A 25,059-nucleotide genomic window follows, 5' to 3' on the forward strand; every position below is an offset into this window, starting at 1 on the left:
CGCTACGTGTCGAAGCTCGCGAAGTACGAGGCCGCCATGTCCTCGCCGCCGTGCCCCTGGCCGGCCGCGCGGCTGAAGCGCTCCGCGCCCGCCGCGGCCACGTCCAGCTGGACGCCGTGCGCCTCGCCGGCGGCGACGATGAGCCGGGCGTCCTTCAGCGCGCCGTCGACCGTGAAGTTCGGTGCGAAGTCACCACTGAGCATCGCCTCGGCCTTCAGACGCAGATACGGCAGGTCGAGCGGGCCGCCGTCGAGCGCCTCGAAGAAGTGCCGGGGGTCCACGTCCAGGCCCTTGGCCAGGGCCATCGCCTCGGCCGCGCCGTTGGTGACCGCCAGCACCCAGCTGTTGAGAACCAGCTTGAGGCTGCTGGCCGCTCCCTTCCCGCCGTCGTCGCCCAGCCACAGGACCTTGCGCCCGACGGCGTCGAAGACCCGGCCCGCCACCGGCCGGGCGGCTTCCGGGCCGGCCGCCAGCACCGTCAGTTGACCCGCTTCCGCGGCCGACCGGGTGCCGAGCACGGGCGCGTCGACGAAGTGCGCGCCACGCTCGCGGGCCAGGGCCGCCAGCGGTGCCAGCGCGTCGGGCCCCACGGTGCACATCTGGGCCCACACCACACCCTCGCGCAGCCCGGGGGACGCCTCCCGCATCGTCCGGAGCACGGACGGGCCGTCGAGCAGCATGGTGACGACGGCGTCCGCGCCGCGGACCGCCTCGACCGGGTCGCCGGTGATGTGCACTCCGGCGGCGGCCAGCGGCTCGGCGCGGGCGAGGGTGCGGTTCCAGGCGCGCACTTCGAGCCCGGCGGCGGCGAGGTTGCGCGCCATGCCCGCGCCCATGAGGCCGGTGCCGAGCACCGCTACGGAAAGTGTGTCGTCCATACCGGCACGTTAGACCCCGCGACGGGACCTACGGCAAGGGCGCGGGCGGAACGTGAGGGGGCGTCACACGACCTGGTGCAGCCAGCGCACCGGTGCGCCCTCGCCCGCGTACCGGAACGGTTCGAGCTCGTCGTCCCACGGTTTGCCGAGCAGCCTGCCGACCTCGGTCTCCAGATCCGCCTCACCGGTGCGGGCCCGCTGGAGCGCGGCGCGGAGCCGGTCCTCGGGGATGAGGATGTCGCCGTGCATGCCCGTGACGGCGTGGAAGATGCCGAGTTCGGGGGTGCAGCTGTATCTCTCCCCTTCGGCGGCCGGGCAGGGTTCGGCCGTGACTTCGAAGCGCAGCAGGTGCCAGCCGCGCAGGGCGGACGCCAGCTTCGAGGCCGTACCGGGCTCCCCCTGCCAGGAGAACTCGGCCCGCCAGGTGCCCGGTGAGACGGGCTGGCGGATCCAGTCGAGGCTTACGCGCACGCCGAGGACGCCCGCGACAGCCCATTCGACGTGCGGGCACAGCGCGCGCGGTGCGGAGTGAACGTACAGAACTCCACGTGTCGTCACCGGTACCTCCAGTGTGGGACGAGGTTCGCCTTCCCCAGCGGCCTCACGCCCGAACCGGCTGCTTCCGGGGCAACATTAGATATTCTGCACCATTGATAACAAACAGGACAAGAGTGAACTCCTGCCAACTGGGCTTCGGTAAACCTCCCGCCGGTTCTCCTGGGCTGTCAGGGAAAAGCTACCGTGCGGCGTCTCCAGAGGAGTGACGTACCGTCGGGCTCGGACCAGATGTCACCCACTCGTCGGAGGGGATCACCGGATGCGACCGTTCCTGCGAGGCTGCGTGGCCGCTGCCGCCGCCTCCCTGTTGCTGGCCGGATGCTCCGGAGGGGGAACCGCACCGCACGAGAAACCGGCCGCCCCGGTCAGCCGCAAACCTGTTCCCCGGCCCACCCCCACGTGGAACGCGCACCCCGCGTCGATCGCCGCGCTGGGCGATTCCATCACCCGTGGCTTCGACGCCTGTTCCCTGCTGGCGGACTGCCCCGAGGTCTCCTGGGTCACCGGCACCCGCAGCCAAGTGGACAGCATCGCCGGGCGGGTACTGACCGCCACCGGCATCGCCGCCAACAGCTGGAACCTCGCCAAGAGCGGCGCCCGGATGTCGGATCTGCCGGACCAGGCGGTGGCGGCCGCCGCGAAGAAACCGTCACTGGTGACGGTCCTGATGGGCTCCAACGACGCCTGCCGGGACTCCGTCGACGACATGACACCGGTGGCCGACTTCCGCGCCGACTTCACCCGGGCGATGACCGGGCTGCACAGCGCCCTGCCGAAGTCCCAGGTGTTCGTGGCGAGCATTCCCGACCTCAAGCGGCTGTGGGAGGTGGGCAAGGAGAACCCGCTCGGCAAGCAGATCTGGAAGCTCGGCATCTGCCCCTCGATGCTGCGCGACGCGGACTCGGTGAGCGAGAGCGCGCAGAGCCGGCGGGACGCGGTCCGGGCGCGCGTGGTGGCGTACAACCGGGTCCTCAAGGAGGTCTGCGCGAAGTACCAGCACTGCCGCTACGACGGCGGCGCGGTCTTCGACTACCGCTTCACGTCGGACGAGTTGAGCAGCTGGGACTGGTTCCACCCCAACGCCCAGGGCCAGGCGCAGCTCGCCCGGATCCTCTACACGGCGGCGTTCGCGAAGCCGTGAAACAGCTGCTTCCGACCCCTTCAACTCCCCTGTTCCTTGCGGACAGAAGCTGACCGCAAGGGTCCGTAACGTACTGCTCATGGACACGAAGAACGCACTTCACCGGTACCGCTGGCTCGGGTACACCGCCGTCATCGCGGCGAGCGTCATGGACCTGCTGGACTCGACCGTCGCCAATGTCGCGGCGCCCGCGATCCGCACCGGACTTGGCGGCTCGTACGCCGACCTCCAGTGGATCGCGGCGGGCTACACCCTCGCCATGGCGGTCGCGCTCCTCACCGGCGGACGGCTGGGCGACATGTACGGCCGCAAGCGGGTCCTGCTGGCCGGGATCGCCGGGTTCACCGTCACCTCGATGATGTGCGCGGCGGCGCAGTCCCCGGAGATGCTGATCGTGGCGCGGATCGCGCAGGGAGTGTGCGGCGCGGTGATGCTGCCGCAGGGCTTCGGGCTGACCCGGGACCTGTTCCCCGCCTCCGAGATGAAGAAGGCGTGGGGGATCTTCGGTCCGCTGATGGGGCTGTCCGCGGTGATGGGCCCGATCATCGCCGGCGTGCTGATCCACGCCGACCTGTTCGGTACCGGCTGGCGCATGATCTTCGGCATCAACCTGCCGATCGGCGCGTTCGCGTTCGTGATGGGCTGGAAGTACCTGCCGGACGTGGCCCCGACCGCCCGCGGCGCGCGGCTGGACCTCCCCGGGGTGCTGCTCGCCGGAACCGGCGCCTTCCTGCTGGTCTTCCCGCTGGTGCAGGGCCGTGAACTGGGCTGGCCCACCTGGGTGCTGGTGATGCTCGTCGCCTCGCTGCCGGTCCTGGCCGTCTTCGCCCGCTACCAGGTGCTGCGCAAGCGCTCGGGCCGTACGCCGCTGGTGGAGCCCAGCGTCTTCACCAAGCGGGCCTACGTCTCCGGGGTCGCGTTCGCCATCGCCTTCACCGCGTCCATGGGCGGCATGATCCTCACCCTCGGCATCTTCCTGCAGCTCGGCCTCGGTTACACGGCCCTGCACTCCAGCCTGACCACGGCGCCCTGGGCGCTGGGCGCGCTCTTCGGCTCCGCCTTCGGCGGCATCATGATGGCCCGCCTCGGCCGCCGGATCCTGCACCTCGGCCTGCTCCTGATGGGCGGCGGACTGCTCGCCCTCCACGGCGTCTTCCAGTGGGCCGGCGCGGACATCACGGACTGGGACTTCGCCGCCCCGCTGCTGGTCGGCGGCGCCGGGATGGGCATGATCTTCGTGCCGCTCTTCGACATCATCCTCAACGGCGTCGACGGCCACGAGATCGGCTCCGCCTCGGGCACCCTGCAGGCGCTCCAGCAGCTCGGCATGACGCTCGGCTTCGCCGTCCTGGGCACCGTCTTCTTCAACATCCTCAGCGACGCCCGGCCCGGTCCCGCCGGCCATATCGACGCCGCGCTGGACGCCGCGGGGACGACGGCGCTGTGCACGGTGGGACTGATCGCGCTGGCCTTCGTGCTCGGCTTCTTCCTCCCGAAGACGGTCCGCTCCGCGGAGGAAGCGGAAGCGGACGTCACGGCCGACCGGGAACTCGCCCTCGTCTGAGAAGCGCCCTCGAACGCCGGACAGGCTGGTGTCCTCAAGCGCCGGACGGGCTGAATTTCCAGCCCGTCCGGCGCTTGAGGACGTTCTCAACCTGCCTTGCGCGCCAGGAAGAACATGCTCGGCCCGAACGACACCTTCGCCAGGGGCGACTGGAGGGCGCCCTCGGCGCGGGCCAGGGCCTGGTGGGGCACGAACTTCTTGAGCTTGCTGCTGCGCAGGTTGGAGACGGACAGCGTCCGCTCCACCGTCAGACCCGCCGCCGCGAGCTGCTCGGCGACCTTGCGCGGGTGGTGGTTGACGAAGGGGATCGAGTCCCGTTCGCGGTTCTCGGCGGAGCGGATGTCGACCGGCTCGGTGGGGATGCGTTGTTGGCGGGCGGCGTAGCGGACCCGGTTGGCGGCGTGCGCGAGGTTGGCGCTCTCGATGACGGCGATGCCGCCCGGCCGCAGCAGCCGGGCGATCTCGGACAGGGCGGGCACCGGGTCGGGCAGATGGTGCATGACGCGGATCATCGTGACGAGATCCACGCTGGCCTCGTCCATGCCGAGCCGGCCCGCGCTCATCAGCCGCATCGCGACGTTGGTCTCACCGGCGAGGAACTCCTCGGCGTCCGAAAGCTGCTTCCTGCTCGAGTCGACGAGCGTGACGTGATCGGCGAACTCCCGCAGTACGGGGACGAGACGGCCGTAGCCGCCGCCGACGTCGGCCGCGTGGCCGAACCGCCGGCCGTCCAGGAGCGAGCGGAGCGCTGCGACCTCGGCATCGTGCTCGTAGCTCCGGTCCTGCCAGTACGTGCGGTAGCTGTGTTCGTTCTCGTCGTACTGGTTCGTGCGCTCCGGCATGAACGTCCCCTCCCATGTCACTGCGGACTTCCGCATGGACCGGGTTCCCCCCCATGTCGATGCGGTCTCTCGCATGGACATATCTAGGAGGCCGGAACGGTTCCCGTCGCGTCGTCATGGTGTTCGTCATTTTCCTCGTCGGGCACCGGATCCGGGTCGGCCGCCGGATCGGGGTCGGGTGCCGGGACGAGTTCGCGCACCAGCAGTGCGGCGCCCGCGACGGCGCCCGGCATCGCGAAGACGGCGATGACCGGCACCAGGAACAGGAGGACCAGCGGCACGCCGAAGCCGAGCGCCAGCGGGAGCCGGCCGCGCAGCAGTCGCAGCCGGGTCCGCAGCGGGACGGAGCGGCGCCGCATGGCGACCGAGGTGAGCTCGGTGGTCAGGAAGAAGCCGGAGACGCAGATGCCCACGACGGGGACGACGGTCTGGCCGACCACCGGGATGAAGCCGCAGGCGAAGAGCAGCAGTCCGAAGGCCGCCACCCGCGCCAGCACGGACAGGCTGTCCCGTACCGAGGTGAGGATCTCGCGCCAGAGCGGGATGTCGGGCTTGGGCGGTGCGCCGCCCTCCATCTCCTCGACGCGTTCCGAGAGCGACTCGTAGAACGGGTCGCCGATCAGCAGCGCCACGGCGGTGAAGGTCACCATCGCCAGCAGCAGGCCGCCGCTGAAGACGATGACGGTCAGCGTCCAGCGCAGCAGCGACCGGAAGGGGGTGTCCCAGCCGTCCGCGAACGGCGTCGCCCAGGACGACAGGTCGTCCGCCCAGAAGCCGAGGGCGACGAGCGCCGCGATGTAGAGGACCAGGGCGATCAGGCCGGGCAGCAGCCCGAATCCCCACCACCTCCGGTGCCGCGCCACCCAGCGCTGGCCTTCCAGGAAGTACTTCAGACCGGTCGTGAGATCACGCATGGGCGTCACCCTAACGACCAGGGCCCGTCCGGCGGATCAGGGGCGGTCCAGGCGTCGTCCGGTGCGGTGGATCGCAAGGCGCCGGAATGCCCGCATACGCTTTCGTATGTGCGCGTTTTGGCAACGCCGCGAGCTGCCGTGCCAGGCGGCGAAGGGGCCGTTCATGATCCGCCGGCCAGGCCCTGGGTCGGACGGCCCGGCCGGGGAGGGCCGGAAAGGGGCGGGGCGCGTCAGGGCGCCCCGCCCCGGTCATGGGGTTCCCGTCCGGTCCGGCCGGTCCGGCACGGGCTTCGCGGGTGTTACGGAAGGTCGAGCGGGGCGCTCACCCGGAGGTCGGCGAGCGAGCGGCCGGCCTCGACCTCGTAGTGCCCGGGGACCAGCAGCCAGCCGCCGTCCGCCTCGTCCCACACCTCGGCGGCCCGGCGCGGCAGTTCGACGACGACCTCGGCGCTCTCCCCCGGTCCTGCCTGAACGGAGGCGAAGCCGGCCAGCCAGCGGGCCGGCCGCTCGACCGCGTCGGCGGCGGGGGCCAGATAGACCTGGACGACTTCCCGTCCGGGGCGCGAACCGGTGTTGCGGACGCGGACGGTGAGCGTGCCCAGCGCCTCGCCCTCGCCCTCGCCGCGCTCGAACTCCGCCGACTCGTAGGCCCAGTCGGTGTATCCGAGGCCGTGGCCGAAGGCGTACGCGGGGGTGGCGCCGGCCTTCTCCCAGGCGCGGTAGCCGATGAAGACGCCCTCGTCGTAGGAGAGCGTGCCGTCCTGCGGGGTGACCTGGGTGACGGGTACGTCCGCCAGGGCGACCGGCCAGGTCGTGGGCAGCCGGCCGCCCGGCTCCTCGGCGCCGAGCAGGACGTCGGCGAGCGCGGCGCCCGCCTCCTGGCCGGGGAACCAGCCGAGCAGCACCGCGGCGACGTCCTCGCGCCACGGCATCTCCACCGGGGAGCCGGAGTTGACGATGACGACGGTGCGCGGGTTCACCGCGGCGACGCGGGCGACGAGCTCGTCCTGGCGGCCGGGCAGCCGCAGATCGGTGCGGTCGAAGCCCTCGCTCTCGACGCGCTCGGTGGTCGCGACGACAACGATCGCGGTATCGGCGGCGGCGGCCGCCGCGACGGCGTCCTCGATCAGCTGGTCGGGGTCGCGCTCCGGCTCTCCGTGCACGAAGGAGAAGCCGATCGCCTGGATCGGGGCGTCGGCGAACTTCGCGACGGTGTAGGTGAGGCTGACGTCGACGGTCTCGCCCTCGGTCAGTTCCACCGTGCCGCGCGGCACCGGGGATCCGAAGAACGCCTCGAACGGGTCGGCGTGGTCGGCGGACTGCTCGCCGTCGAAGAGCACGGTCCCGGCGACGACGAGCCGGAAGCCGCCGAGGCCGCGGGTGCCGAAGGCGTGCGCACCGCTCTCGCGGGGGGTGAAGGTGCCGGTGGCCTCGACGGTGGTGACCTCGTCGTAGCTGACGCCCTCCGGCATGTCGCCGAGCCACTGCACCATGCCGTTGGGCATCCGCTCGGAGCCGAGCTCCCGGCCCTCGGCGTCGCGGGCGACGGCGCGCAGCGTGAAGCCCCTGTCGGCGACGGAGAGTTCGTCGCTGGGGTCGGCGCCGACCGCGTAGCTCAGCGCGAAGCCCTCGGGCAGCGCGGCGCGCAGGCCGTCGAGCGGGGAGACGATGTGGTCGGGGAAGACCTGCGCGGAGCCGCCGCCGAGCACCCGGGCGTCGCGGGCCGCGGCGCCGATCAGGGCGATGCCGCGGACGGCCGAGGCGTCGACGGGCAGCGCGCGGCCGCCGCCGGCCACGGTCTCGTTGCGCACCAGGACGAAGGCGCGGCGGGCGATCTCGCGGGCCAGCGCCTCGCCGTCGATCCCGGCCGGCCGGTCCGCCTCGGCGACGGCGGCCGGGACACCGTCCAGGATGCCGACGCGGGCGGCGAGCCGCAGCACGTTGCGGACGGCCGCGTCGACCACCGGCTCCTCGACGCTCCCGCCCCGGACGGCGGCGGCCAGCGCCTCGCCGTAGACGGTGCGCGGGCCGGGCATGGCCACGTCCAGGCCGCCGTTGACGGCGCCGACGGTGTCGCGGGCGGCCATCCAGTCCGAGACGATGTAGCCGTCGAAGCCCCATTCGCCGCGCAGCACCACGTTCTGCAGGTAGTGGTGCTCGCTCATCGTGGTGCCGTTGACGCCGTTGTAGGCGCACATGATGCCCCACGGGTGGGCGTTCTTGACGATGGCCTCGAACGGCGCCAGGTACAGCTCGCGCAGCGCGCGGGTACCGACCACGTTGTCGACGGTGAAGCGCTCGGTCTCGGCGTCGTTGGCCACGAAGTGCTTGACGGTGGTGCCGACGCCGCCCGCCTGGACGCCCGCCACGTAGCCGGTGCCGATCTCCCCGGTGAGGTACGGGTCCTCGGAGTACGCCTCGAAGTGCCGTCCGCCGAGCGGGGAGCGGTGCAGGTTCACCGTCGGCGCCAGCAGGACGTGCACGCCCTTGCGGCGGGCCTCCTGGGCGAGGAGGTTGCCGGCCCTGCGGGCCAGCTCCGGGTCCCAGGTCGCGGCGAGCGCGGTCGGGCTGGGGAGCGCGATCGACGGGTCGTCGGCGGTCCAGCGCACCCCGCGCACCCCGATCGGGCCGTCGGACATCACCAGCGAACCGAGGCCGATCTCCGGCAGCGCGGGCAGCGTCCACATGTCCTGGCCGGACAGCAGCCGTGCCTTCGCGTCCAGGTCCAGCTTGCCCAGCGCGGCCTCGACCGCGTCCTCGATGGCCGTGCGCCCGGTGTCCGTCATCGTCTGCTCCCTCTGTCCCTCGGTGTCGTCCCGCGCCCATCCTCACCTCACCCACCTGTAGATCGGTAGGGTAAGTTACAGATACGTTACTTAAATCTTTCACCGATCAGGTTCGATTAGGCTCACGGCCGAACGAAGGGGGCACGGTGTCCAGAACGACCGGAGACCGGCGGGCGGAGATCATCCAGGCCGCGGTGGAAGTGATCGCCGAACGCGGCTACCGGGGGGCCTCCCTCGGCGCGGTGGCCGAGCGGGTGGGACTGACCCAGCAGGGGCTGCTGCACTACTTCCCGACGAAGGAGGCGCTCCTGGTCGCGGTGCTGGCGGCGCGCGACCAGTGGGACGTGGCCTCCACGGCGCTGCACGGCACGACGTGGCCGCTGGAGATGCTGACGTCCCTGGTCGAGTACAACGCGACCCGGCCCGGCATCGTGCAGACCTTCACGGTCCTCGCGGGCGACAGCGTCACCGAGGACCATCCGGCCCGCCCCTACTTCGAGGAGCGCTACCGCTGGGTGCGCGAGGGCGCGGCCGACATGCTGCGCGCGGAGTTCGGCGACCGGCTGCCGGGCGGCCTCACCCCGGGGCGGGCGGCTCCGCTGCTCGTCGCCGTCATGGACGGCCTGCAGGTGCAGTGGCTGCTGGATCCGGAGGCGGTGGACATGGCGGCGGCGTTCCGCGACTTCGTCGCCCTGCTGGGCGGTACCGGAAACACGTAAGGGCCGCACCCCTGGGGGTGCGGCCCTCACCCGGCCGATGGCCGAGCGGTGATCAGACGACGGTCAGCACCACGTCGACGTTGCCGCGCGTCGCGTTGGAGTACGGGCACACCTGGTGCGCCTTCTCCACGAGCGACTGGGCGGTGGCCGCGTCCACGTTCGGGATCGACACCGCGAGCTCGACCTTGAGGCCGAAGCCGCCGGCCGGGGTCTTGCCGAGGCCGACCTTGGCGGTTACCCGGGAGCCGGATATGTCCGCCTTCTCCTGGCGGGCCACCACACCGAGGGCACCCTGGAAGCAGGCGCTGTAACCGGCGGCGAAGAGCTGCTCCGGGTTGGTGCCGGCACCGTTGCCGCCCAGTTCCTTCGGCGGGTTGACGACGACGTCGAGCTTGCCGTCGTCGGTGGCGACCCGGCCGTCACGGCCGTTCTCGGCCGTGGCGACGGCGGTGTACAGGACGTCTACGGACTGGATGGTCATGAAAAGAACCCCTCCTGGTTGGTGCACTCACGTGCATCGCCGCGACTCGCGCCCACGATCGCAACAATTTGTTGAAGAGCTTACTCCGGCAGGGTGACGATCATCTTGCCGGTGTTGTCGCCCCGCAGTACGCCGAGGAAAGCTTCGAAGTTGTTCTCGATGCCCTCGACGACCGTCTCGCGGTAGTGCAGCTTGCCGTCCCGGATCCAGCCGCCGACCTCCTGCACGAACTGCCCCTGCAGCGCCGCGTGGTCGCCCACGAGCATGCCCTGCAGCCGCAGCCGCTTGCCGATGATCTGCGCCAGGTTGCGCGGCCCGCCCGAGGCCTCGGTGTCGTTGTACTGGGCGATGGCGCCGCACAGCACGGCACGGCCGCGCAGGTTGAACGAGCTGATCGCGGCTTCCAGGTGCTCGCCGCCGACGTTGTCGAAGTAGACGTCGATCCCGTCGGGGGCGGCCTTCTTCAGCTGCTCGGCCACCGGGCCGTTCTTGTAGTTGAAAGCGGCGTCGAAGCCGTACTCCTCGACGAGGAGCTTGACCTTCTCGTCCGAGCCGGCGCTGCCGATCACCCGGGAGGCGCCCTTGAGCTTCGCGATCTGGCCCACCTGGCTGCCGACCGCACCGGCCGCGCCCGAGACGAAGACCACGTCGCCCTCGGTGAACGAGGCGACCTCCAGCAGTCCCGCGTACGCGGTCAGGCCCGGCATGCCGAGCGCGCCGAGGTAGGCGCTGAGCGGCGCCGCTGCCGGGTCGACCTGCACGGCGTGCGCCGCGTCGAGGACCGCGTACTCGCGCCAGCCGAGCCAGTGCAGCACGTGGTCGCCGACCGCGAACCCGTCGGCGTTGGAAGCGGTGACACGGCCGACCGCGCCGCCCGCCATCGGCTCGTTCAGGGCGTACGGCGGCGAGTACGACTTCACGTCGTTCATCCGGCCGCGCATGTACGGGTCCACCGACAGGTGCAGGTTGCGGACGACGATCTGGCCGGGGCCCGGCTCCGCCGTCTCGACCTCGCGCAGGGCGACGTCATCAGTGGTCGGCCACCCGTGGGGGCGGGCTACCAGGTGCCATTCACGGCTCTTCGGCATGAGGGGGATGCCTCCGTCCGCCATAGCTTGACTATGGCAAAGATTGATTTCCTCAAATAACGATGGACCTTGATGTTTGAGGTTGTCAAGTAACCGGGGGTACGCTGTGGCACATGTCCCCCACGCCTCAACGTACCGACCCCCTGACCCTCGAAGTGGTCGACCTGATCGCCACGGTCGTGGCGCGCTACCACGAGGAGTACGAGGAGGCCGCCGCGAACCACCAGCTCACCGGTGCGCAGGCCCGCGTCCTGGCGCTCCTGTCCCGTGAGCCGCTGCCCATGCGGCACATCGCCCAGCAGCTGAAGTGCGAGCCGTCCAACATCACCGGGATCGTCGACCGGCTGGAGGCGCGCGGGCTCGCCGAGCGCCGGCCCGACCCGGCCGACCGCCGCATCAAGCTGGCCGCCGCCACCGACGAGGGCCATGAGACGGCGGCCCGGCTGCGCGGCGCGCTGCACTTCGCCCGGGCGCCGCTCGCCGGGCTGTCCGAGGCGGAGCGCACCTCACTGCGCGATCTGCTCAAGCGCATGCTGACCTGACCTGACGGCCGGCCCGCGGGACCGAACCGCTACTCGCACCACCACAGGACGGGCTTGCAGGTCGGGCTGTGCGTGGGGTGCGGGGTCCGGGTCGGCGAGGGCGAGCCCGAGGCCGTAGGCGACGTCGGCGGCCGGCTGGTCGGCGATGCCGGCCGGGTCGGCGTCCTGGAGCCCGACGGGGTCGCGGACGGCGAGCCCGACGGGGTGCCGGAGGTGCTCGCGGTGGTGGCCGGCTTCGAGTGCGTCGGCCGGGCCGTGGTGTGCCGCGGGGCCGGGCTGGACGCGCCGGCCTGCGGGACGGAGTCCCCGGCGGGCGCCTGCGACGGGCCGGTGTCCGCTTCCGGGCCGCTCGCGAAGGTCCCCGACGACAGTGCCGCGGCCGTGCAGACGACAACCACGAGGCCGACGCCGACTCCCGTCAGCAGCCGCCTCCTGCCGCGCCGCCGCGCCCGGCTCGGTGCCCGGCGCCGGGCGGCCCGGCCGCCCGAATGGTCCGGTTCCGGCGGGGCGGCCGGTGTCCCCGACACCGGCACGGGGTCCACGGGGATGACGAGCTGATCCACGGGCGTGCCGCACCCGGGGCACGACAGGGCGCCGTTGAGGTGCCGACGGCACGAGTAGCAGTAGTCCATTGTGGTTGGGACGCTATGCGGCCCGTAGGTCACGGGTGAACGCGAACGTGTGAAACTTCTGGGAAGATCGCGGCCCCGCACGGGCGTTGCCGGACAATCCGGTCCCCTCCGGCGCCGGTCGTGCGGCGCCGGAAGGGATCCCGGATCAGTCGACCTCCGCCACCGCCTGCGCGAACTGCGCCGCGTACAGCCGTGCGTAGGCACCCTCGGCGGCCAGCAGTTCACTGTGCGTGCCCTGCTCGACGATCGCGCCGGACTCCATCACCAGGATCACGTCCGCGTCGCGGATCGTGGACAGCCGGTGGGCGATGACGAAGCTGGTCCTGCCGTGCGCCAGGGTCGCCATGGCGCGCTGGATCAGCACCTCGGTACGGGTGTCGACGGAGCTGGTCGCCTCGTCGAGGACGAGGATCACCGGATCGGACAGGAACGCCCGCGCGATGGTGATGAGCTGCTTCTCGCCCGCGCTGACCCCCGAGCCCTCGTCGTCGATCACCGTGTCGTAGCCGTCCGGGAGGGTGCGGATGAAGCGGTCGGCGTGCGCCGCGCGCGCCGCCTCCTCGATCTGCTCCTGGGTACGGCCCTCGGAGCCGTAGGCGATGTTCTCCGCGATGGTGCCGCCGAACAGCCAGGTGTCCTGCAGCACCATGCCGATGCCGGAGCGCAGGTCCTCGCGGGACATCTCGGCGATGTCCACGCCGTCCAGGGTGATCCGGCCCGCGGTCACCTCGTAGAACCGCATCAGCAGGTTGACCAGCGTGGTCTTGCCCGCGCCGGTCGGACCGACGATCGCGACGGTGTGGCCGGGCTCGACGCTCAGCGACAGGTCCTCGATCAGCGGCTTGTCCGGCTCGTACCGGAACGCCACCCCTTCCAGGGCGACGCGGCCGAGCAGTTCCCTGGGCCGGGCGGCGTTCGCCGGGTCCGCGTCCTGCTCGGGGGCGTCCAGCAGCTCGAAGACCCGCTCGGCCGAAGCGACCCCGGACTGCACCAGGTTGGACATGCTCGCCACCTGGGTGAGCGGCTGGCTGAACTGCCGGGAGTACTGGATGAACGCCTGGACGTCGCCGATGGACAGCGCGCCGGTCGCGACCCGCAGCCCGCCGACGACCGCCACCAGCACGTAGTTGATGTTCCCGATGAACATCATCGCGGGCTGGATGATCCCGCTGATGAACTGCGCCTTGAAGCCCGTCCGGTAGAGCATCTCGTTCTGCACCCTGAAGGCCTCGGCGGACTCGTCCTGCCGCCCGAAGACCTTCACCAGCGAGTGGCCGGTGTACATCTCCTCGATGTGCGCGTTGAGCTTGCCGGTGGTCTTCCACTGCTGGACGAACTGCGGCTGCGCGCGCTTGCCGACCGCGGTGGCCACGACCACCGACACCGGCACCGTCACCAGCGCGACCAGGGCCAGCAGCGGCGAGATCCAGAACATCATCACCAGCACGCCGACGATCGTGAGCAGCGAGTTCACGATCTGGCCCATGGTCTGCTGCAGGGTCTGCGCGATGTTGTCGATGTCGTTGGTGGCCCGGCTGAGCACCTCACCGCGCGGCTGCTGGTCGAAGTACGACAGCGGCAGCCGCGACAGCTTCGCCTCGATGTCCTCGCGCAGCCGGTAGACGGTGCGCTGGATGATGCCGGTGGCGGTCCGCATCTGTACGAGGCTGAACAGCCCGGCGGCCAGGTAGATCCCCAGGACGGTCAGCAGCACGCTGCCCACCGCCTCGAAGTCGATGCCCTGGCCGGGGGTGAAGTCCACCGCGGAGAGCAGATCGGCGACCTGGCCCTCGCCGTGCTGGCGCATGGCCTCGATCGCCTGCGCCTTGGTGGTGCCGGCCTTGAACTGACCGCCGATCACGCCCGCGAAGATCAGGTCGGTGGCGTGGCCGAGGATCTTGGGGCCCAGCACGGAGAGCGTCACGCTCGCGGTGCCCAGCGCCAGCACCAGGTAGAGGAAGAGCCGGTCCGGACGCATCAGACGGATCAGCCGCCGGAACGAGCCCTTGAAGTCCATCGACCGCTCGACCGGCCCGCCGCCCATGAAGCGCGCGGGCCCGGCCATCGGCGCGGGGCCGCGGCGGGGCGCCGCTTTCGCCGGGGTGGTCATGCTGCCTCCTGCTCGGTGAGCTGGGAGAGCACGATCTCCCGGTAGGTCGGGTTCTCCGACATGAGTTCGCTGTGCGTTCCGGTGCCCACCACCTGGCCCTCGTCGAGGACGATGATGCGGTCGGCGTCCCGGATGGTGCTCACCCGCTGCGCGACGATCACCACGGTGGCCTCGGCGGTCTCCCGGCCGAGCGCCGAGCGCAGGGCCGCGTCCGTCGCGTAGTCGAGCGCGGAGAAGGAGTCGTCGAAGAGGTAGATCTCGGGCCGGCGCACCAGCACCCGCGCGATGGCGAGCCGCTGCCGCTGACCGCCGGAGACGTTCGTGCCGCCCTGCGCGATCGGGGCGTCCAGGCCGCCTTCGAGTTCCTCCACGAAGCCGCGGGCCTGCGCGACCTCCAGCGCGTGCCACAGCTCCTCGTCGGTCGCGTCGGGCTTGCCGTAGCGCAGGTTGGTCGCGACGGTCCCGGAGAACAGGTACGGCTTCTGCGGGACGAGGCCGACGGTCTCGGCGAGCAGCGCGGGGGCCAGGTCCCGGACGGAGGCCCCGTCGACGAGCACGTCGCCGCCGGTCGCGTCGTAGAGCCGTGGGACGAGTCCCAGCAGGGTGCTCTTGCCGCTGCCCGTCGACCCGATCACCGCGGTGGTCTCCCCCGGTCTGGCGACCAGGTCGACCCCGCGCAGCACCGCCGCCTCGGCACCCGGATAGCTGAAGTCCGCGCCGCGCAGCTCCAGATGGCCGTGCCGGAGCAGCTTCGTGATGGGTGCGACCGGCGGAACGACGCTCGACTCGGTCGCCAGGACCTCCTCGATGCGCTCCGCGCAGACCTCGGCGCGCGGCACCATCATGAACATGAAGGTGGCCATCATCACGGACATCAGGATCTGCATCAGATAGCTGAGGAACGCGGTCAGCGCGCCGATCTGCATGCCGCCGCTCGCGATCCGGTGTGCGCCGAACCACATCACCGCGACGCTGGAGACGTTCACGACCGTCATGACGACGGGGAACATCAGTGCCATCAGCCGGCCGGTCTGCAGCGACACGTCCGTCAGCTCGTCGTTCGCGCCGGCGAAGCGCTTCTTCTCGTAGTCGTCCTTCACGAACGCCCGGATCACCCGGATGCCGGTGATCTGCTCACGCAGTACACGGTTCACCGTGTCGACGCGCACCTGCATGGTGCGGAACAGCGGCCGCATCCGGCGGACGATCAGCCCGATGAGGATGCCGAGCACCGGCACCACGGCCAGCAGCAGCGAGGACAGCGGTACGTCCTGGCCGAGCGCCATGATGATGCCGCCGACGCACATGATCGGCGCCGACACCATCAGGGTGAACGTCATCAGCACCAGCATCTGGACCTGCTGGACGTCATTGGTGGTGCGGGTGATCAGCGACGGGGCGCCGAACTGCCCCACCTCGCGGGCGGAGAAGCTCTGCACCCGGTCGAAGATCGAGGCCCGGATGTCCCGGCCGACGGCCATGGCCGTCCTGGCGCCGAAGAACACGGCGCCGACCGCGCACACCACCTGGAGCACGGTGACCGCGATCATGATGCCGCCGAGCCGCAGGATGTATCCGGTGTCGCCCTTGACGACACCGTTGTCAATGATGTCGGCGTTGAGCGTGGGGAGGTACAGCGTGGCGATGGTCTGCACGAGCTGGAGCAGCACGAGCAGCGTGATGGGTCGCTGGTACGGGCGCAGGTGGGTGCGCAGAATTCGGATCAGCACACGGAATCTCTCAGAGTCGGCTTGATCGGCGAGCGATCCTATCTTCCGACATCCTGGGTCCGCATTCGTTTAAACCTCGGCAAAGGCCCCGGGGTGGGTCTGCTCCCGAACAGCTGTGTACTGCTGGCGTATCGCCTGCCCCACCGGCAGGTCGTCGCCCGGCTCCAGCAGTCGGTGCCCGCCGGTCCGCCAGGCCGGCGGCTCCTGCGCCGTCGCCGAGCCGAGCACCACACCCAGGGACCACGCCGCCTGCCGGGCCGCGCCCAGCGCCGCGTGGTCCCCCGGCTGCGGGACCACCACCTGCGCCTCGAAGAGCGCCGGGGCGATCGCCCGCACGGCGGGCAGCTCGGCGGCCGCCCCCAGCAGGAAGATCCGCCGCACCGCGACCCCGCGCCCGCGCAGCACCTCCAGCGCGTCCGCGAGCCCGCACAGCATGCCCTCGAACGCGGCCCGCGCCAGGTGCTCGGGCTTCATGCTCTCGCGCCGCAGCCCGGCCAGCGTGCCGGCGGTGTGCGGCAGGTCCGGGGTGCGCTCGCCCTCCAGATACGGCAGCAGCACCAGGCCGTAGGCGCCCGGGGTGGAGCGCAGCGCCAGGTCCGACAGGCCCGCGAGGTCGGTGCCGAGCAGTTCGGCGGTCGCGCGCAGCACGCGCACCGCGTTACGGGTCTGGAGCAGTGGCAGATGACGCCCGGTGGCGTCCGCGAAGGAGGTGATCGTCCCGGAGGGGTCCGTCAGGGCTTCGTCGTGCACCGCGAAGACGGTGCTGGAGGCGCCCAGCGAGACCACCGCGTCACCGGGGCCGACGCCCAGGCCGAGCGCGGCCGCCATCGTGTCGCCGCTCCCCGCCGATATCAGCAGCCCCTCGGGGGTCTGCCCGGCCGGCTCGGCGGGACCGAGTACCTGCGGCAGCGCCACCTGGTGTCCGAGCGCCAGCTCCACCAGATCGGAGCGGTACTCCCCGGTGGCCGCCGACCAGTAACCCGTGCCGGACGCGTCGCCGCGGTCGGTCGTACGCCGCTGCGGCCGGCCCAGCAGCTGCCAGACCAGCCAGTCGTGCGGCAGCAGCACCTCGGCGGTGCGCTGCGCCGCCGCCGGCTCGTGCTCGGCCAGCCAGCGCAGCTTCGCCACCGGGTATCCGGCGTGCGGCACGGACTGGACGGCCTGCGCCCACTTCGCCGGGCCGCCGAGCGCCGCGGTCAGATCCAGCGCCTGCGGCTGGGCCCGCTTGTCACCGCGCAGCAGTGCCGGGCGGACCAGCACGCCACCGGCGTCGAGCGCCAGCAGGCCCTGCTGCTGCCCGGATATGCCGATCGCCAGGACGCCCTCGAGCAGGCCGTCCTTGGCCGCCTCGCCGAGCGACAGCAGCCACGACTGCGGATCGCTCTCGGTCGGCTTGCCCGCCGGGGCGGCCTCGCCCTCCACGGGATGGGGCGCGTACCCCTGCCGGAGCACCTCGCCGGTATCCGTGTCGCACACGACGACGGTGGTCCCTGCGGCCGAACTGTCGATGCCCGCGACTTTCCCCATAGGGGGAGATGATGCCGCACGGCACCGTCAGGTGTTCGAGGTACCCCAGTCGTCCTCGGTGCGGCCCCGGTCGCGCAGCGCCCTGACCTTCGCGGTGACCGATTCCGGCATCTTGTCGCCGACCTTGGACCCGACGGCGTCCGCGGCCTTCACCGCGACCCCGCGCCCGGTCTGCGCCGCGCTCTCGGCGGCGTTGCGCACCGCCGGGTTCTGCGCGATCCGCTGGGCGCTCTTGCGCAGCTGCTCGTACCGCTCCCGCCCGGCCCGCGCCCCGAGCACGTACCCGACGACGGCTCCGGTGATGAACGTCAGCCGGTAGCGCATGGGCTCCACCCTTCCTCGTACTCGTACCGGGTCCGGCCCTCGCGGCCGTCCTGTGGACTGTGCTTCGCGCCTACCCGCTGTAGCCGGACGACAACCCCGGCGATAGGGGTTGGCGGAGCACCCCCCCACTTGCGCTAATGTATGTCTCGCAGCGAGCGCGCGCCGTCCGGTTGGTCCGGACGTGGCGTTCCTCGATGCGCACAGCGCAATCCCCTGTAGCTCAATTGGCAGAGCAGCCGGCTGTTAACCGGCAGGTTACTGGTTCGAGTCCAGTCGGGGGAGCGCGGTCCCCTGTAGCTCAATTGGCAGAGCATTCGGCTGTTAACCGGAGGGTTACTGGTTCGAGTCCAGTCGGGGGAGCCAACGACAAGAGGACCCCGTTGGGGTCCTTTTTCGTTTCCCGGGAACCGCCCGCCCCCTGATCGAAGTCCACTCAGTGATGCGTCTGTGACCCGCGAGGGCGACAGATCGTATGAGCAGCTATGCTGCGGCAGACGGCGCGTGAGGCGTGTCGTACGGGGCGGTAGCTCAGCCGGTTAGAGCAGCGGACTCATAATCCGTCGGTCGTGGGTTCGAGTCCCACCCGCCCCACCTGCGCAAGCCTCTGACCTGCGGAAACGTCTCTTCTGAGGCGTCCGAACATGAACTTGGGCCCAACGGACTCAATCCGCTGCTCAGTTGGATGGAGCATTGCGTAGCTTCCTTCCGCCTTGGATGGCGTCCAACGCGCTGACCTGCTGTTTTACAGCTGATCAAGGTGGTCACCAGCCGGAGTGTGGCTGTCCCTGAGGGTCGCAGCACAAGTTGTGGGGACGTGGTGGGGACGCGGGGATCGGGTCAGGGCGGGTAGCAGCGTTGCCTGAGTGCGCCGGGTCGGTTTCAGACAACGGCCCGTACTGGAAACGGCCCAGCTGGAACACCCGATGTGACCCTGACCATTCAGTCGGCCGGGCGGATGTGCGCGCCGAGGCCCTACAGCTCCCTGCCCATCCGATGCTCGGATGGGCAGTCCCTGGCGTCATCGGTGGACAGAAGCGGGGGGATGCTCGGACCCGGCTTGGGGCATGGCCGTGCAGCACATTCCGCGGGCAGTCGGGGTGAGAGCCAGCCAAGGCGGCGTCGGCGCCTCGACAGCCGTTGCGGACGGACCGTTGGCCGGCCAGGGAGCGGTCGGGCGAAAACCCGTGCCCCTTAATGACCTCGCTACCCCTGACTGACCCCGCCGCCGAACGTCCCATCGGCAGGTGGTCGCGCCATGAATCACTGGGACACCATCGCCATCGACGACGCGGGATGCGTTGCTTCTGCCGCCGTCAATGTTGGCGATGTATCGTAGATGCATACATCAACATCAGGGAGATGGTGGTTGTGTCGGTCACCCAGATTGATCTCGACGACGAGGCGCTGGCAGAGGCCATGCGGTTGATGGGCGTCACGACAAAGAAGGAGACGGTCAACGCGGCCCTGCGCGACTACGTGGACCGGGTCAAGCGGCTGGAGGCCGCCGAGAAGCTGGCTGCCCGCGGGGCCCAAGGTGAGTTCGATCAGGCCGCCGCCGCCCATGACGCTGTTAAGCAGGCCCGGCGGGCGGCCTTCGAGTGATTTCGTATCTCCTCGACACTTCGGCGCTGTGGCATCTGTTCCGCACCCCAGGGGCGCTCCGGCCCTGGGAGGGGCACATTGCCGCCGGGGTGTTCCGCGTCTGCGAACCCACCCGGACCGAGTTCCTGTACTCGGCCACCAGTCCGTCCCACCGGGACGAATTGGCTGAGGAACTGGACGCGTTGTGCCCGCTCTCGGCGGTGCCGAAGAACGCTTGGCGCTGGGTGGACACCGCCCAGTACAAACTCACCCAGCGCAGCCAGCACCGCTCCGCCGGCGCGATCGACCTACTCGTCTGCGCAACCGCAGTCCACCACGGCCACACCGTGCTCCACGTAGACAACGACTTCGCCACTGTGGCCAGCATCCTCAAGGACGTACAACAGCGCGACATCCGCACCTAATGCCGACCGAGTTCGTCGTCGCTGACCTGATGGCGGCCCGCATGCCGCCGTGCTGGGGGGTGCAGAATCGAAGTCACGGTCCCACCATCGTGAACCTGGACGGCTCTCTGAGCGCAGCCGCCGCACCCTCCAGATCCGCGAGCCGTGCGGCAAGGGTGGCCTCCGCGAGCCGGGTTGGCAGTGCTGCGCTGAACTTGAGGCCGTTCAGCGCACGCGCATCCACTGCGGGAAGACACAGCTGGTCGACGGCCTCTGCAGTGGCCTTCCTCCATTCCGCGGGCGTCACGTCCTCGCGAAGTCGGATGCAGGTGTCCGTTGGCCTCTGGAGAGGATCGGCGATCGTGGTGAGTGTGGCGGCCAGGGTGGCGTTGGCCCGGTAACCGGCCCAGGTCCACCAGCGCACGTTGGTGTCACGCCCGCCCCTGACGATGACGGTCCCGTCCGGGTGGACCAGTTCCGAACTGCCCTCGCGCGCCTGGGCCAGCGCAGCCGTGGCACGCACGGTGAGGGGCACCGGCGGGTCGGAGCCGAGCAGTACTTCTCTTGCCGCGCGGGTCAGTTCATACGATGTGGTCCGGCCGGAACCTACTCCTCCCCAGCGCGCTTTGCCGCCGCCATCGACCGGTTCGACGAAGCATCGCCGCCGGGACCAGTCGATATACGTCACCTGCCAGTTCCGTCCTGCAAGGAGCAGACGCCGAGGACCGAGCACCTCTTCTGTCAGTAGCGCGGGATTGGTCGTGCCGATCTCGGAGTGACCCGACAGCACCGCGAATTCCGGAGCCGCCGTGAACACTGCGGTGAGATCCATGAAGTGTCGGTATCCGAAGCGGCGTTCGGCTTCGGGACCCATGAAGAGCATCCCTCCGTCCCGGTCCAGGAATCCCTCGTCAATCAGGTGTCGCACGATAGGTTCGGCCGAATTTCCGAAGGGGCCAAGCTCTCCCCACCATTCCTGCCACAGTCGGTCACCGACGCGATGCTCCTGCAAGCAGAGGGCCAGCACTTGTTGCGCGACGATGTGCCGTGGGTCCGGCGGAGCGACCACCGGCTCCACCCAGCCGCGCGACTTCAGGCCACCACGCGCCGCAGCCAGCCTGCATGAGCTCGTTAGAGATCAACGCCAGGTCGCAACTCATCGAAAATTGCAAGCCAGGGCTCCAATCCGTGAAGGGCGCGGGCAGCCTTCTCTACAACGGCAGGAGAATATGACTTCTGCATCCTGAGGCGCTTCACTTCTTGCGGAGATGCGGGCCTGCCTACGGTTCCATAAATGTCCTGAATATGGAACTCTTCCCCAATCCCAACTGGAACTTTGAAGATTGGATTCAGCAGGCGTTCCGCAGGCGTGCGGCGGCCGACAATCCTCCACGACCCGTCACGCACGCGCAAATCCATCGTCTCAACCACAAGCCGTGGATCATCGACATTGAGCGACTCAAGATCCGGCGACTCCAGAGAGCTGACAGCTCCGAAGAATACCGCAATGAAGATATTTCTACGCATCTTCATCAAAATCTGAGCAAAAGCAACCGAAGTCTCTGCAATGGGAATTGCAACAATATCCCCTTGCTGATATTTCACTAGCATACCGTACCTCCAGCGGCCTTGTATTTCTTGTCAACCATCTGGACTCGCTTGTTGGTCAATACACTTCCAGGAACCGAAGATTTCCCGCCCCCTGCGCGTATCCAGCTCTCCTCGAGAACATCGAGATCTTTCCCGGCGTTTGCGCGCCCAAGCACCTCGAACGTGAACGCAGCACCTGGATAGTCCCTCGCATGGGGCCGCCCGGGGCGGCGTCGGCGTCCTTGCAGCTGCTGAGGACGGGCGGTTGGCCGGCCAGGGAGCGGTCGGGGGAAGACCTGTGTCTGATTGTCACTGAGCACGCGAGGATAGCTGATCACCGTTGCAATCGGCATGGGCCAGTCGTCTACCGCTACGACCCGGCAGTCTCCCCCGACGGGCTGAGGGGCTCCGAGGGAACCTCCAACCTGTACACCTTCCTCTATGTCCAGGCCCTCGCCAAGGCCGGCCGCATCCACCAAGCTCGGTACACGTTCGACAATATGCTCGCCTACGCCAACCATGTCGGTCTGTTCGCCGAGGAGATCGGACCGTCTGGCGAGTAGCTCGGCAGTTTCCCCCAGGCATTCACCCACCTGGCGCTCATCGACGCCGCCGTGACGCTCGGCGAGGAGCTCGACCGGGCCGCGGGACGGGCGGGCTGACAGCATCGGCCAGAGTTTCGGCAATCAGAGCATGGCTTCCGAAAATTTCAGTCTCGCTCAAGATCTCGAACCTGTGGGAGCTCATATACGAGGACAGGCGTCCGGTTCCGGAGCGGGGTTTGGAGTGCCGTGAGAAACGGCCGCACTGTCCTGCATGGATGTTCCTGCGCTTCCGCAACGGACTGCGTGGAGCCGTCCACTTCAATCCCTCACAACCAGCGCGCACCTGGCCAATGCGGAGAGCGATGAGCACACGGCCTTGAAGGAGGGCATCGCCACGACCGGTGGGCCGCGAAGGCTTCCAAGTCGTGGTGGGGGACCGCTCCGAGCCCGGCGATCGACGTGACCGTTGTCGGAACCGTTGCGATTGCCTGGGAGATTCAAGTGTCGGCCATTTCGAGACGCCTGGCGGGACGCAGAGCCCGGTCGCCCGACGGGACGGGCTTGTGCCGTCATGGACGACGACGGCGAGGAAACTATCCGAGGTGCTTCACGGCGCCTCGTGGTCGCTGATCGTGCCCCGGCCGGCCGTGGCAGGAGATCCACGACGGCCAGGAGATCCACGTCGCAGGTGGAGTACGGCCATTTGACATGATCCGCTGCTCCCGAATCCCCGGTCCGTGTCCGGTGAAGAAGACCGGCAGGCGCAGCGACTTCCACGGTGTCTGGGAGGTGTACAGCCCCACGCTGGACGATCTGGTCCGCGCCCCCGACGCAGCCCGTCGCAACCGTATTAAGCTTCAGCGAATAGTCAGCTGGCGCATTATGTCGTTCCGTTCGCAAGTTCTCATCACCGAGGAAAAGAGGCCGCCGTGGGTGACGCCATTGGGCAGATGCTGGTCCCCGCGGTCGGTATTGCCGTCAGTCCGATTCCGCTGATCGCCATTGTGCTGATGTTGGCCACACCGCGTGGGCGCGTCAACGGGACTGCGTTCGCCGCGGCGTGGATGGTCACCCTGGCTGTGGTCAGCGTCATCGTGGTGCTGGCCGGGAGTGGGGCCGACGCACGCGTCAGCAGCGACCCGGCGAGCTGGACCTCGTGGGTCAAGCTGGCGCTGGGGATCCTATTGCTCCTGCTCGCGGGGATGCAGTGGCGCGGCCGGCCGCAGGATGGCCAGGAGGCACAGTTGCCCAGGTGGATGGAGTCCATCGAAGCCTTCTCGCCGGCCAAGTCTGCTCTGCTGGCTGCCGCACTGGTCGGGGTGAGTCCGAAGAACTTGATTCTGGCGGTCGGCGGCGCATTGTCGATCGCGTCGAGTTCGGCCGGAAGTGGCGGTAAAACGGTGGCCATCGGGCTGTTCGTGCTGATCGGCTCACTGTGTGCCTTGGTACCGCTGGGTGTCTTCCTGCTCGGTGGCGATCGTGCGGTCACGATTTTGCAGTCCTGGAAGACATGGATGGCAGCCCACAACGCCGCGATCACGGCGGTGCTACTCATCGTATTGGGCACCAAGTTCGCCGGCGATGCCATCAGCGCGCTGACCTAGCCCAGCCGGCCGTCGCTGAAGGCCCGCATCTCGATGTCGGCGAGTTGCCTGTCTCCGGGCGCTGTACGACTGTGGCTGGAGGGGTGCCCCACGACGCCGCGGAGGCCGACGTGATCGTCCCAGCAGGAGCCCTGGCACGGATTCTGCGGCAGTACCTCATCTGGGGGTCGTGAACACGATGGAAAGACTGCCGGTCGGAGAGCACAACATGGCCGTGCGCGTCGTGCGTCCTCGGCGCCGGTTGCGCGCTGGGCTCACCCAGTTGATCTGCTCGGGCGCGGGGCTGCTCCTCGGTCTGCTCGTCCCGAGAGTGGACGGCGGACTGCGGGTCGACGCCACCCGCACGGTCGAGGTCCTGGTCACCGTGGCTCTTGCCGTCGTGGGCGTGGCCAGTCTGATCTTCTCGCTGCTCTTCTTGGTGGTGCAGTGGGCCGCAGGGAGCTTCACTCCGCGCCTGGCGCTCTTCCGTACCGATCCGACGGTGTGGCGGACCTTCGGCTTCGTCATGGGACTGCTCGTCTACAGCACCAGTGCGACCCTGGCCATCGGCGCGAAGCCCGACACCTCCGTTCTGGTTCCGGTCCTGGCACTGGTGCTGACCCTTGTCGCCCTCGGCCTCGTACGGAACCTTCAAGTGCGCGCCTTCGAGTCGATCCAGCTCGCCCACGTCCTGGCGATTACGACGCAGCGTGCGCACGAGATCGTGGACGCCTTCTACCCCGATGGCGGCATCGGGCGTTCCAAGGGCGAGAGCGATCAGCCGCGCTTGCCGCCATTGCTTTCCACGGTGAAATGGCCCGGCACCACCACCATCGTGGAGCAACTCGACATCCTTAACCTGATGACGGCCGCGACCAGAGCCGGATCCGTAGTGGTGATGCGGGTGGCGGTCGGCGCGACCATTCAGCACGGCACCACCCTGGCGGAAATCCGCGGGGGAGACCTGGTCGACGGCGAGGTGGTGCAAGCGGTCATCGCAGGGCGGGAGCGGACCTTCCGCCAGGACCCGACCTTCGCATTCCGTCTGCTGTCCGACATCGGTCTGCGAGCACTTTCGCCGGCTGTCAACGATCCCGCGACCGCGGTGCAGGTACTGGACGCCATGGAAGGCCTGCTCGGCCGCCTCGTCAGAACCGCCCCGGGCGCGTTCACGGACAGCGACGACAATGTCCTCGTGATTCTGAAACTGCCGGTTTGGAAGGACTTCGTCAGGGTCGGCTTGGACGACCTGCTCGCCGCGGGAACCACGTCACCCATGGTCCTGCTGCGTGCCCGCGCGTTGCTGCTGGCGCTGTTGGCGGCCCCGGCACCACCGCACCGTCTGGCGCCCCTGTCCTCTCGGCTCGCCTGGATCGAGAAGGAGCTCTCCGACCGCTACCCGCTCATCTGGCAGGAAGCGGCTGACGAGGCCGCCGAAGGCTGAGGCCGCTTCATACATGCGGCGTAGTGCTGAATTCCTCAACTTATGGGTATACACGGTGTGTTGAGGAGTGCGCTGG

21 protein-coding genes, 3 tRNA genes and 3 pseudogenes are annotated in these 25,059 nt (G+C 69.5%); 13 read left to right on the plus strand and 14 right to left on the minus strand.

The window, feature by feature from the left end:
* Positions 1–2: 2 nt before the first annotated feature.
* Both C6N31_RS35225 and C6N31_RS35230 read right to left on the minus strand, forming a co-directional pair.
* Positions 3–878 (minus strand): NAD(P)-dependent oxidoreductase, encoded by an 876-nt coding sequence (locus tag C6N31_RS35225; RefSeq protein ID WP_138356758.1) that lies wholly within the window; start codon positions 876–878, stop codon positions 3–5.
* Positions 879–941: 63 nt separating this feature from the next.
* On the minus strand, positions 942–1,436 hold the full coding sequence (locus tag C6N31_RS35230; protein ID WP_138356757.1) for a DUF3145 domain-containing protein: 495 nt from the start codon (positions 1,434–1,436) through the stop codon (positions 942–944).
* A gap of 259 nt (positions 1,437–1,695) precedes the next feature.
* Between C6N31_RS35230 and C6N31_RS35235 the strand changes: the two genes are divergently transcribed.
* On the plus strand, positions 1,696–2,577 hold the full coding sequence (locus tag C6N31_RS35235) for an SGNH/GDSL hydrolase family protein (protein ID WP_164294042.1): 882 nt from the start codon (positions 1,696–1,698) through the stop codon (positions 2,575–2,577).
* A 79-nt stretch (positions 2,578–2,656) separates the two neighbouring features.
* A complete protein-coding gene (locus C6N31_RS35240) occupies positions 2,657–4,141 on the plus strand; it encodes an MFS transporter (protein ID WP_138356755.1) in 1,485 nt (494 codons plus the stop codon).
* An 86-nt stretch (positions 4,142–4,227) separates the two neighbouring features.
* Here C6N31_RS35240 and C6N31_RS35245 read toward each other — a convergent pair whose 3' ends face one another.
* The 3 genes from C6N31_RS35245 to C6N31_RS35255 all read right to left on the minus strand — a co-directional run bounded on the left by C6N31_RS35245 (position 4,228) and on the right by C6N31_RS35255 (position 8,683).
* Positions 4,228–4,983: a class I SAM-dependent methyltransferase gene (locus tag C6N31_RS35245; RefSeq protein ID WP_198359018.1), complete on the minus strand. Its 756-nt coding sequence runs from the start codon at positions 4,981–4,983 to the stop codon at positions 4,228–4,230.
* An 83-nt stretch (positions 4,984–5,066) separates the two neighbouring features.
* Positions 5,067–5,897, minus strand: a complete 831-nt coding sequence (locus C6N31_RS35250; protein ID WP_198359019.1) for an EI24 domain-containing protein — start codon at positions 5,895–5,897, stop codon at positions 5,067–5,069.
* 299 nt (positions 5,898–6,196) lie between these two features.
* Positions 6,197–8,683 (minus strand): glycoside hydrolase family 3 protein, encoded by a 2,487-nt coding sequence (locus C6N31_RS35255; RefSeq protein WP_138356752.1) that lies wholly within the window; start codon positions 8,681–8,683, stop codon positions 6,197–6,199.
* 146 nt (positions 8,684–8,829) lie between these two features.
* Between C6N31_RS35255 and C6N31_RS35260 the strand changes: the two genes are divergently transcribed.
* On the plus strand, positions 8,830–9,402 hold the full coding sequence (locus C6N31_RS35260) for a TetR/AcrR family transcriptional regulator (RefSeq protein WP_138356751.1): 573 nt from the start codon (positions 8,830–8,832) through the stop codon (positions 9,400–9,402).
* Positions 9,403–9,454: 52 nt separating this feature from the next.
* Here the strand turns inward: C6N31_RS35260 and C6N31_RS35265 are convergent, their stop codons facing one another.
* Positions 9,455–9,883 (minus strand): organic hydroperoxide resistance protein, encoded by a 429-nt coding sequence (locus C6N31_RS35265; protein WP_138356750.1) that lies wholly within the window; start codon positions 9,881–9,883, stop codon positions 9,455–9,457.
* An 80-nt stretch (positions 9,884–9,963) separates the two neighbouring features.
* Complete coding sequence (locus tag C6N31_RS35270; protein ID WP_232486044.1) at positions 9,964–10,971, minus strand: NADP-dependent oxidoreductase; 1,008 nt, start codon at positions 10,969–10,971, stop codon at positions 9,964–9,966.
* Positions 10,972–11,084: 113 nt separating this feature from the next.
* Between C6N31_RS35270 and C6N31_RS35275 the strand changes: the two genes are divergently transcribed.
* Both C6N31_RS35275 and C6N31_RS35280 read left to right on the plus strand, forming a co-directional pair.
* Positions 11,085–11,513 (plus strand): MarR family winged helix-turn-helix transcriptional regulator, encoded by a 429-nt coding sequence (locus C6N31_RS35275; protein ID WP_138356749.1) that lies wholly within the window; start codon positions 11,085–11,087, stop codon positions 11,511–11,513.
* Positions 11,514–11,567: 54 nt separating this feature from the next.
* The gene (locus tag C6N31_RS35280; protein ID WP_164294036.1) at positions 11,568–12,071 is read left to right on the plus strand and encodes a hypothetical protein; all 504 of its coding nucleotides are present in this window, start codon (positions 11,568–11,570) and stop codon (positions 12,069–12,071) included.
* A 20-nt stretch (positions 12,072–12,091) separates the two neighbouring features.
* Here C6N31_RS35280 and C6N31_RS47055 read toward each other — a convergent pair.
* The 5 genes and pseudogenes from C6N31_RS47055 to C6N31_RS35300 form a co-directional block, all read right to left on the minus strand.
* Positions 12,092–12,145 (minus strand): annotated as a pseudogene (locus C6N31_RS47055) (hypothetical protein); the annotation flags it as partial.
* A gap of 145 nt (positions 12,146–12,290) precedes the next feature.
* Complete coding sequence (locus C6N31_RS35285) at positions 12,291–14,210, minus strand: ABC transporter ATP-binding protein (RefSeq protein WP_138356794.1); 1,920 nt, start codon at positions 14,208–14,210, stop codon at positions 12,291–12,293.
* A gap of 41 nt (positions 14,211–14,251) precedes the next feature.
* A complete protein-coding gene (locus C6N31_RS35290; RefSeq protein ID WP_138356747.1) occupies positions 14,252–15,985 on the minus strand; it encodes an ABC transporter ATP-binding protein in 1,734 nt (577 codons plus the stop codon).
* A 69-nt stretch (positions 15,986–16,054) separates the two neighbouring features.
* Positions 16,055–17,512, minus strand: a complete 1,458-nt coding sequence (locus tag C6N31_RS35295; RefSeq protein ID WP_138356746.1) for an FGGY family carbohydrate kinase — start codon at positions 17,510–17,512, stop codon at positions 16,055–16,057.
* A 27-nt stretch (positions 17,513–17,539) separates the two neighbouring features.
* Positions 17,540–17,836: a YtxH domain-containing protein gene (locus tag C6N31_RS35300; protein ID WP_138356745.1), complete on the minus strand. Its 297-nt coding sequence runs from the start codon at positions 17,834–17,836 to the stop codon at positions 17,540–17,542.
* Positions 17,837–18,045: 209 nt separating this feature from the next.
* Here C6N31_RS35300 and C6N31_RS35305 point away from each other — a divergent pair.
* The 5 genes from C6N31_RS35305 (at position 18,046) to C6N31_RS35325 (ending at position 19,842) form a co-directional block, all read left to right on the plus strand.
* Positions 18,046–18,118, plus strand: a tRNA-Asn gene (locus tag C6N31_RS35305).
* A gap of 5 nt (positions 18,119–18,123) precedes the next feature.
* Positions 18,124–18,199, plus strand: a tRNA-Asn gene (locus tag C6N31_RS35310).
* A 154-nt stretch (positions 18,200–18,353) separates the two neighbouring features.
* Positions 18,354–18,427 (plus strand) — tRNA-Ile (locus tag C6N31_RS35315).
* Positions 18,428–19,204: 777 nt separating this feature from the next.
* Complete coding sequence (locus tag C6N31_RS35320) at positions 19,205–19,438, plus strand: type II toxin-antitoxin system VapB family antitoxin (RefSeq protein ID WP_138356793.1); 234 nt, start codon at positions 19,205–19,207, stop codon at positions 19,436–19,438.
* Entirely contained in the window at positions 19,435–19,842 is a 408-nt protein-coding gene (locus tag C6N31_RS35325; RefSeq protein ID WP_138356744.1) for a PIN domain nuclease, read from the plus strand. The genes C6N31_RS35320 and C6N31_RS35325 overlap by 4 nt, the downstream gene beginning before the upstream one ends.
* Before the next feature lie 73 nt (positions 19,843–19,915).
* Here the strand turns inward: C6N31_RS35325 and C6N31_RS35330 are convergent.
* Together C6N31_RS35330 and C6N31_RS35335 are read right to left on the minus strand one after the other, a co-directional pair.
* Positions 19,916–20,911, minus strand: a pseudogene (locus tag C6N31_RS35330) (DEAD/DEAH box helicase); the annotation flags it as partial.
* Positions 20,912–20,952: 41 nt separating this feature from the next.
* Positions 20,953–21,426: an Imm26 family immunity protein gene (locus C6N31_RS35335; protein WP_198359020.1), complete on the minus strand. Its 474-nt coding sequence runs from the start codon at positions 21,424–21,426 to the stop codon at positions 20,953–20,955.
* A 344-nt stretch (positions 21,427–21,770) separates the two neighbouring features.
* On the opposite strand from C6N31_RS35335, the pseudogene C6N31_RS44515 reads away from it, so the two are divergent.
* The 3 genes and pseudogenes from C6N31_RS44515 to C6N31_RS35345 all read left to right on the plus strand — a co-directional run.
* A pseudogene (locus C6N31_RS44515) lies at positions 21,771–22,073 on the plus strand (glycoside hydrolase family 15 protein); the annotation flags it as partial.
* Between the two features lie 812 nt (positions 22,074–22,885).
* Positions 22,886–23,560, plus strand: a complete 675-nt coding sequence (locus tag C6N31_RS35340) for a GAP family protein (RefSeq protein WP_138356742.1) — start codon at positions 22,886–22,888, stop codon at positions 23,558–23,560.
* A 178-nt stretch (positions 23,561–23,738) separates the two neighbouring features.
* On the plus strand, positions 23,739–24,983 hold the full coding sequence (locus C6N31_RS35345) for a DUF2254 family protein (protein WP_232486053.1): 1,245 nt from the start codon (positions 23,739–23,741) through the stop codon (positions 24,981–24,983).
* Positions 24,984–25,059 lie beyond the last annotated feature (76 nt).

This window comes from Streptomyces fildesensis, assembly GCF_016107395.1.
GTDB classification, from domain to species: domain Bacteria; phylum Actinomycetota; class Actinomycetes; order Streptomycetales; family Streptomycetaceae; genus Actinacidiphila; species Actinacidiphila fildesensis.

Excerpts from the sequence above, each read along its gene's own strand:
- C6N31_RS35265 (WP_138356750.1), bottom strand. The coding sequence starts at position 9,883 with ATGACCATCCAGTCCGTAGACGTCCTGTACACCGCCGTCGCCACGGCC.
- C6N31_RS35295 (WP_138356746.1), bottom strand. The coding sequence starts at position 17,512 with ATGGGGAAAGTCGCGGGCATCGACAGTTCGGCCGCAGGGACCACCGTC.
- C6N31_RS35285 (WP_138356794.1), bottom strand. The coding sequence starts at position 14,210 with ATGGCCGGGCCCGCGCGCTTCATGGGCGGCGGGCCGGTCGAGCGGTCG.
- C6N31_RS35300 (WP_138356745.1), bottom strand. The coding sequence starts at position 17,836 with ATGCGCTACCGGCTGACGTTCATCACCGGAGCCGTCGTCGGGTACGTG.
- C6N31_RS35275 (WP_138356749.1), top strand. The coding sequence starts at position 11,085 with ATGTCCCCCACGCCTCAACGTACCGACCCCCTGACCCTCGAAGTGGTC.
- C6N31_RS35255 (WP_138356752.1), bottom strand. The coding sequence starts at position 8,683 with ATGACGGACACCGGGCGCACGGCCATCGAGGACGCGGTCGAGGCCGCG.
- C6N31_RS35245 (WP_198359018.1), bottom strand. The coding sequence starts at position 4,983 with ATGCCGGAGCGCACGAACCAGTACGACGAGAACGAACACAGCTACCGC.
- C6N31_RS35345 (WP_232486053.1), top strand. The coding sequence starts at position 23,739 with ATGGAAAGACTGCCGGTCGGAGAGCACAACATGGCCGTGCGCGTCGTG.
- C6N31_RS35240 (WP_138356755.1), top strand. The coding sequence starts at position 2,657 with ATGGACACGAAGAACGCACTTCACCGGTACCGCTGGCTCGGGTACACC.
- C6N31_RS35270 (WP_232486044.1), bottom strand. The coding sequence starts at position 10,971 with ATGCCGAAGAGCCGTGAATGGCACCTGGTAGCCCGCCCCCACGGGTGG.
- C6N31_RS35250 (WP_198359019.1), bottom strand. The coding sequence starts at position 5,897 with ATGCGTGATCTCACGACCGGTCTGAAGTACTTCCTGGAAGGCCAGCGC.
- C6N31_RS35235 (WP_164294042.1), top strand. The coding sequence starts at position 1,696 with ATGCGACCGTTCCTGCGAGGCTGCGTGGCCGCTGCCGCCGCCTCCCTG.
- C6N31_RS35225 (WP_138356758.1), bottom strand. The coding sequence starts at position 878 with ATGGACGACACACTTTCCGTAGCGGTGCTCGGCACCGGCCTCATGGGC.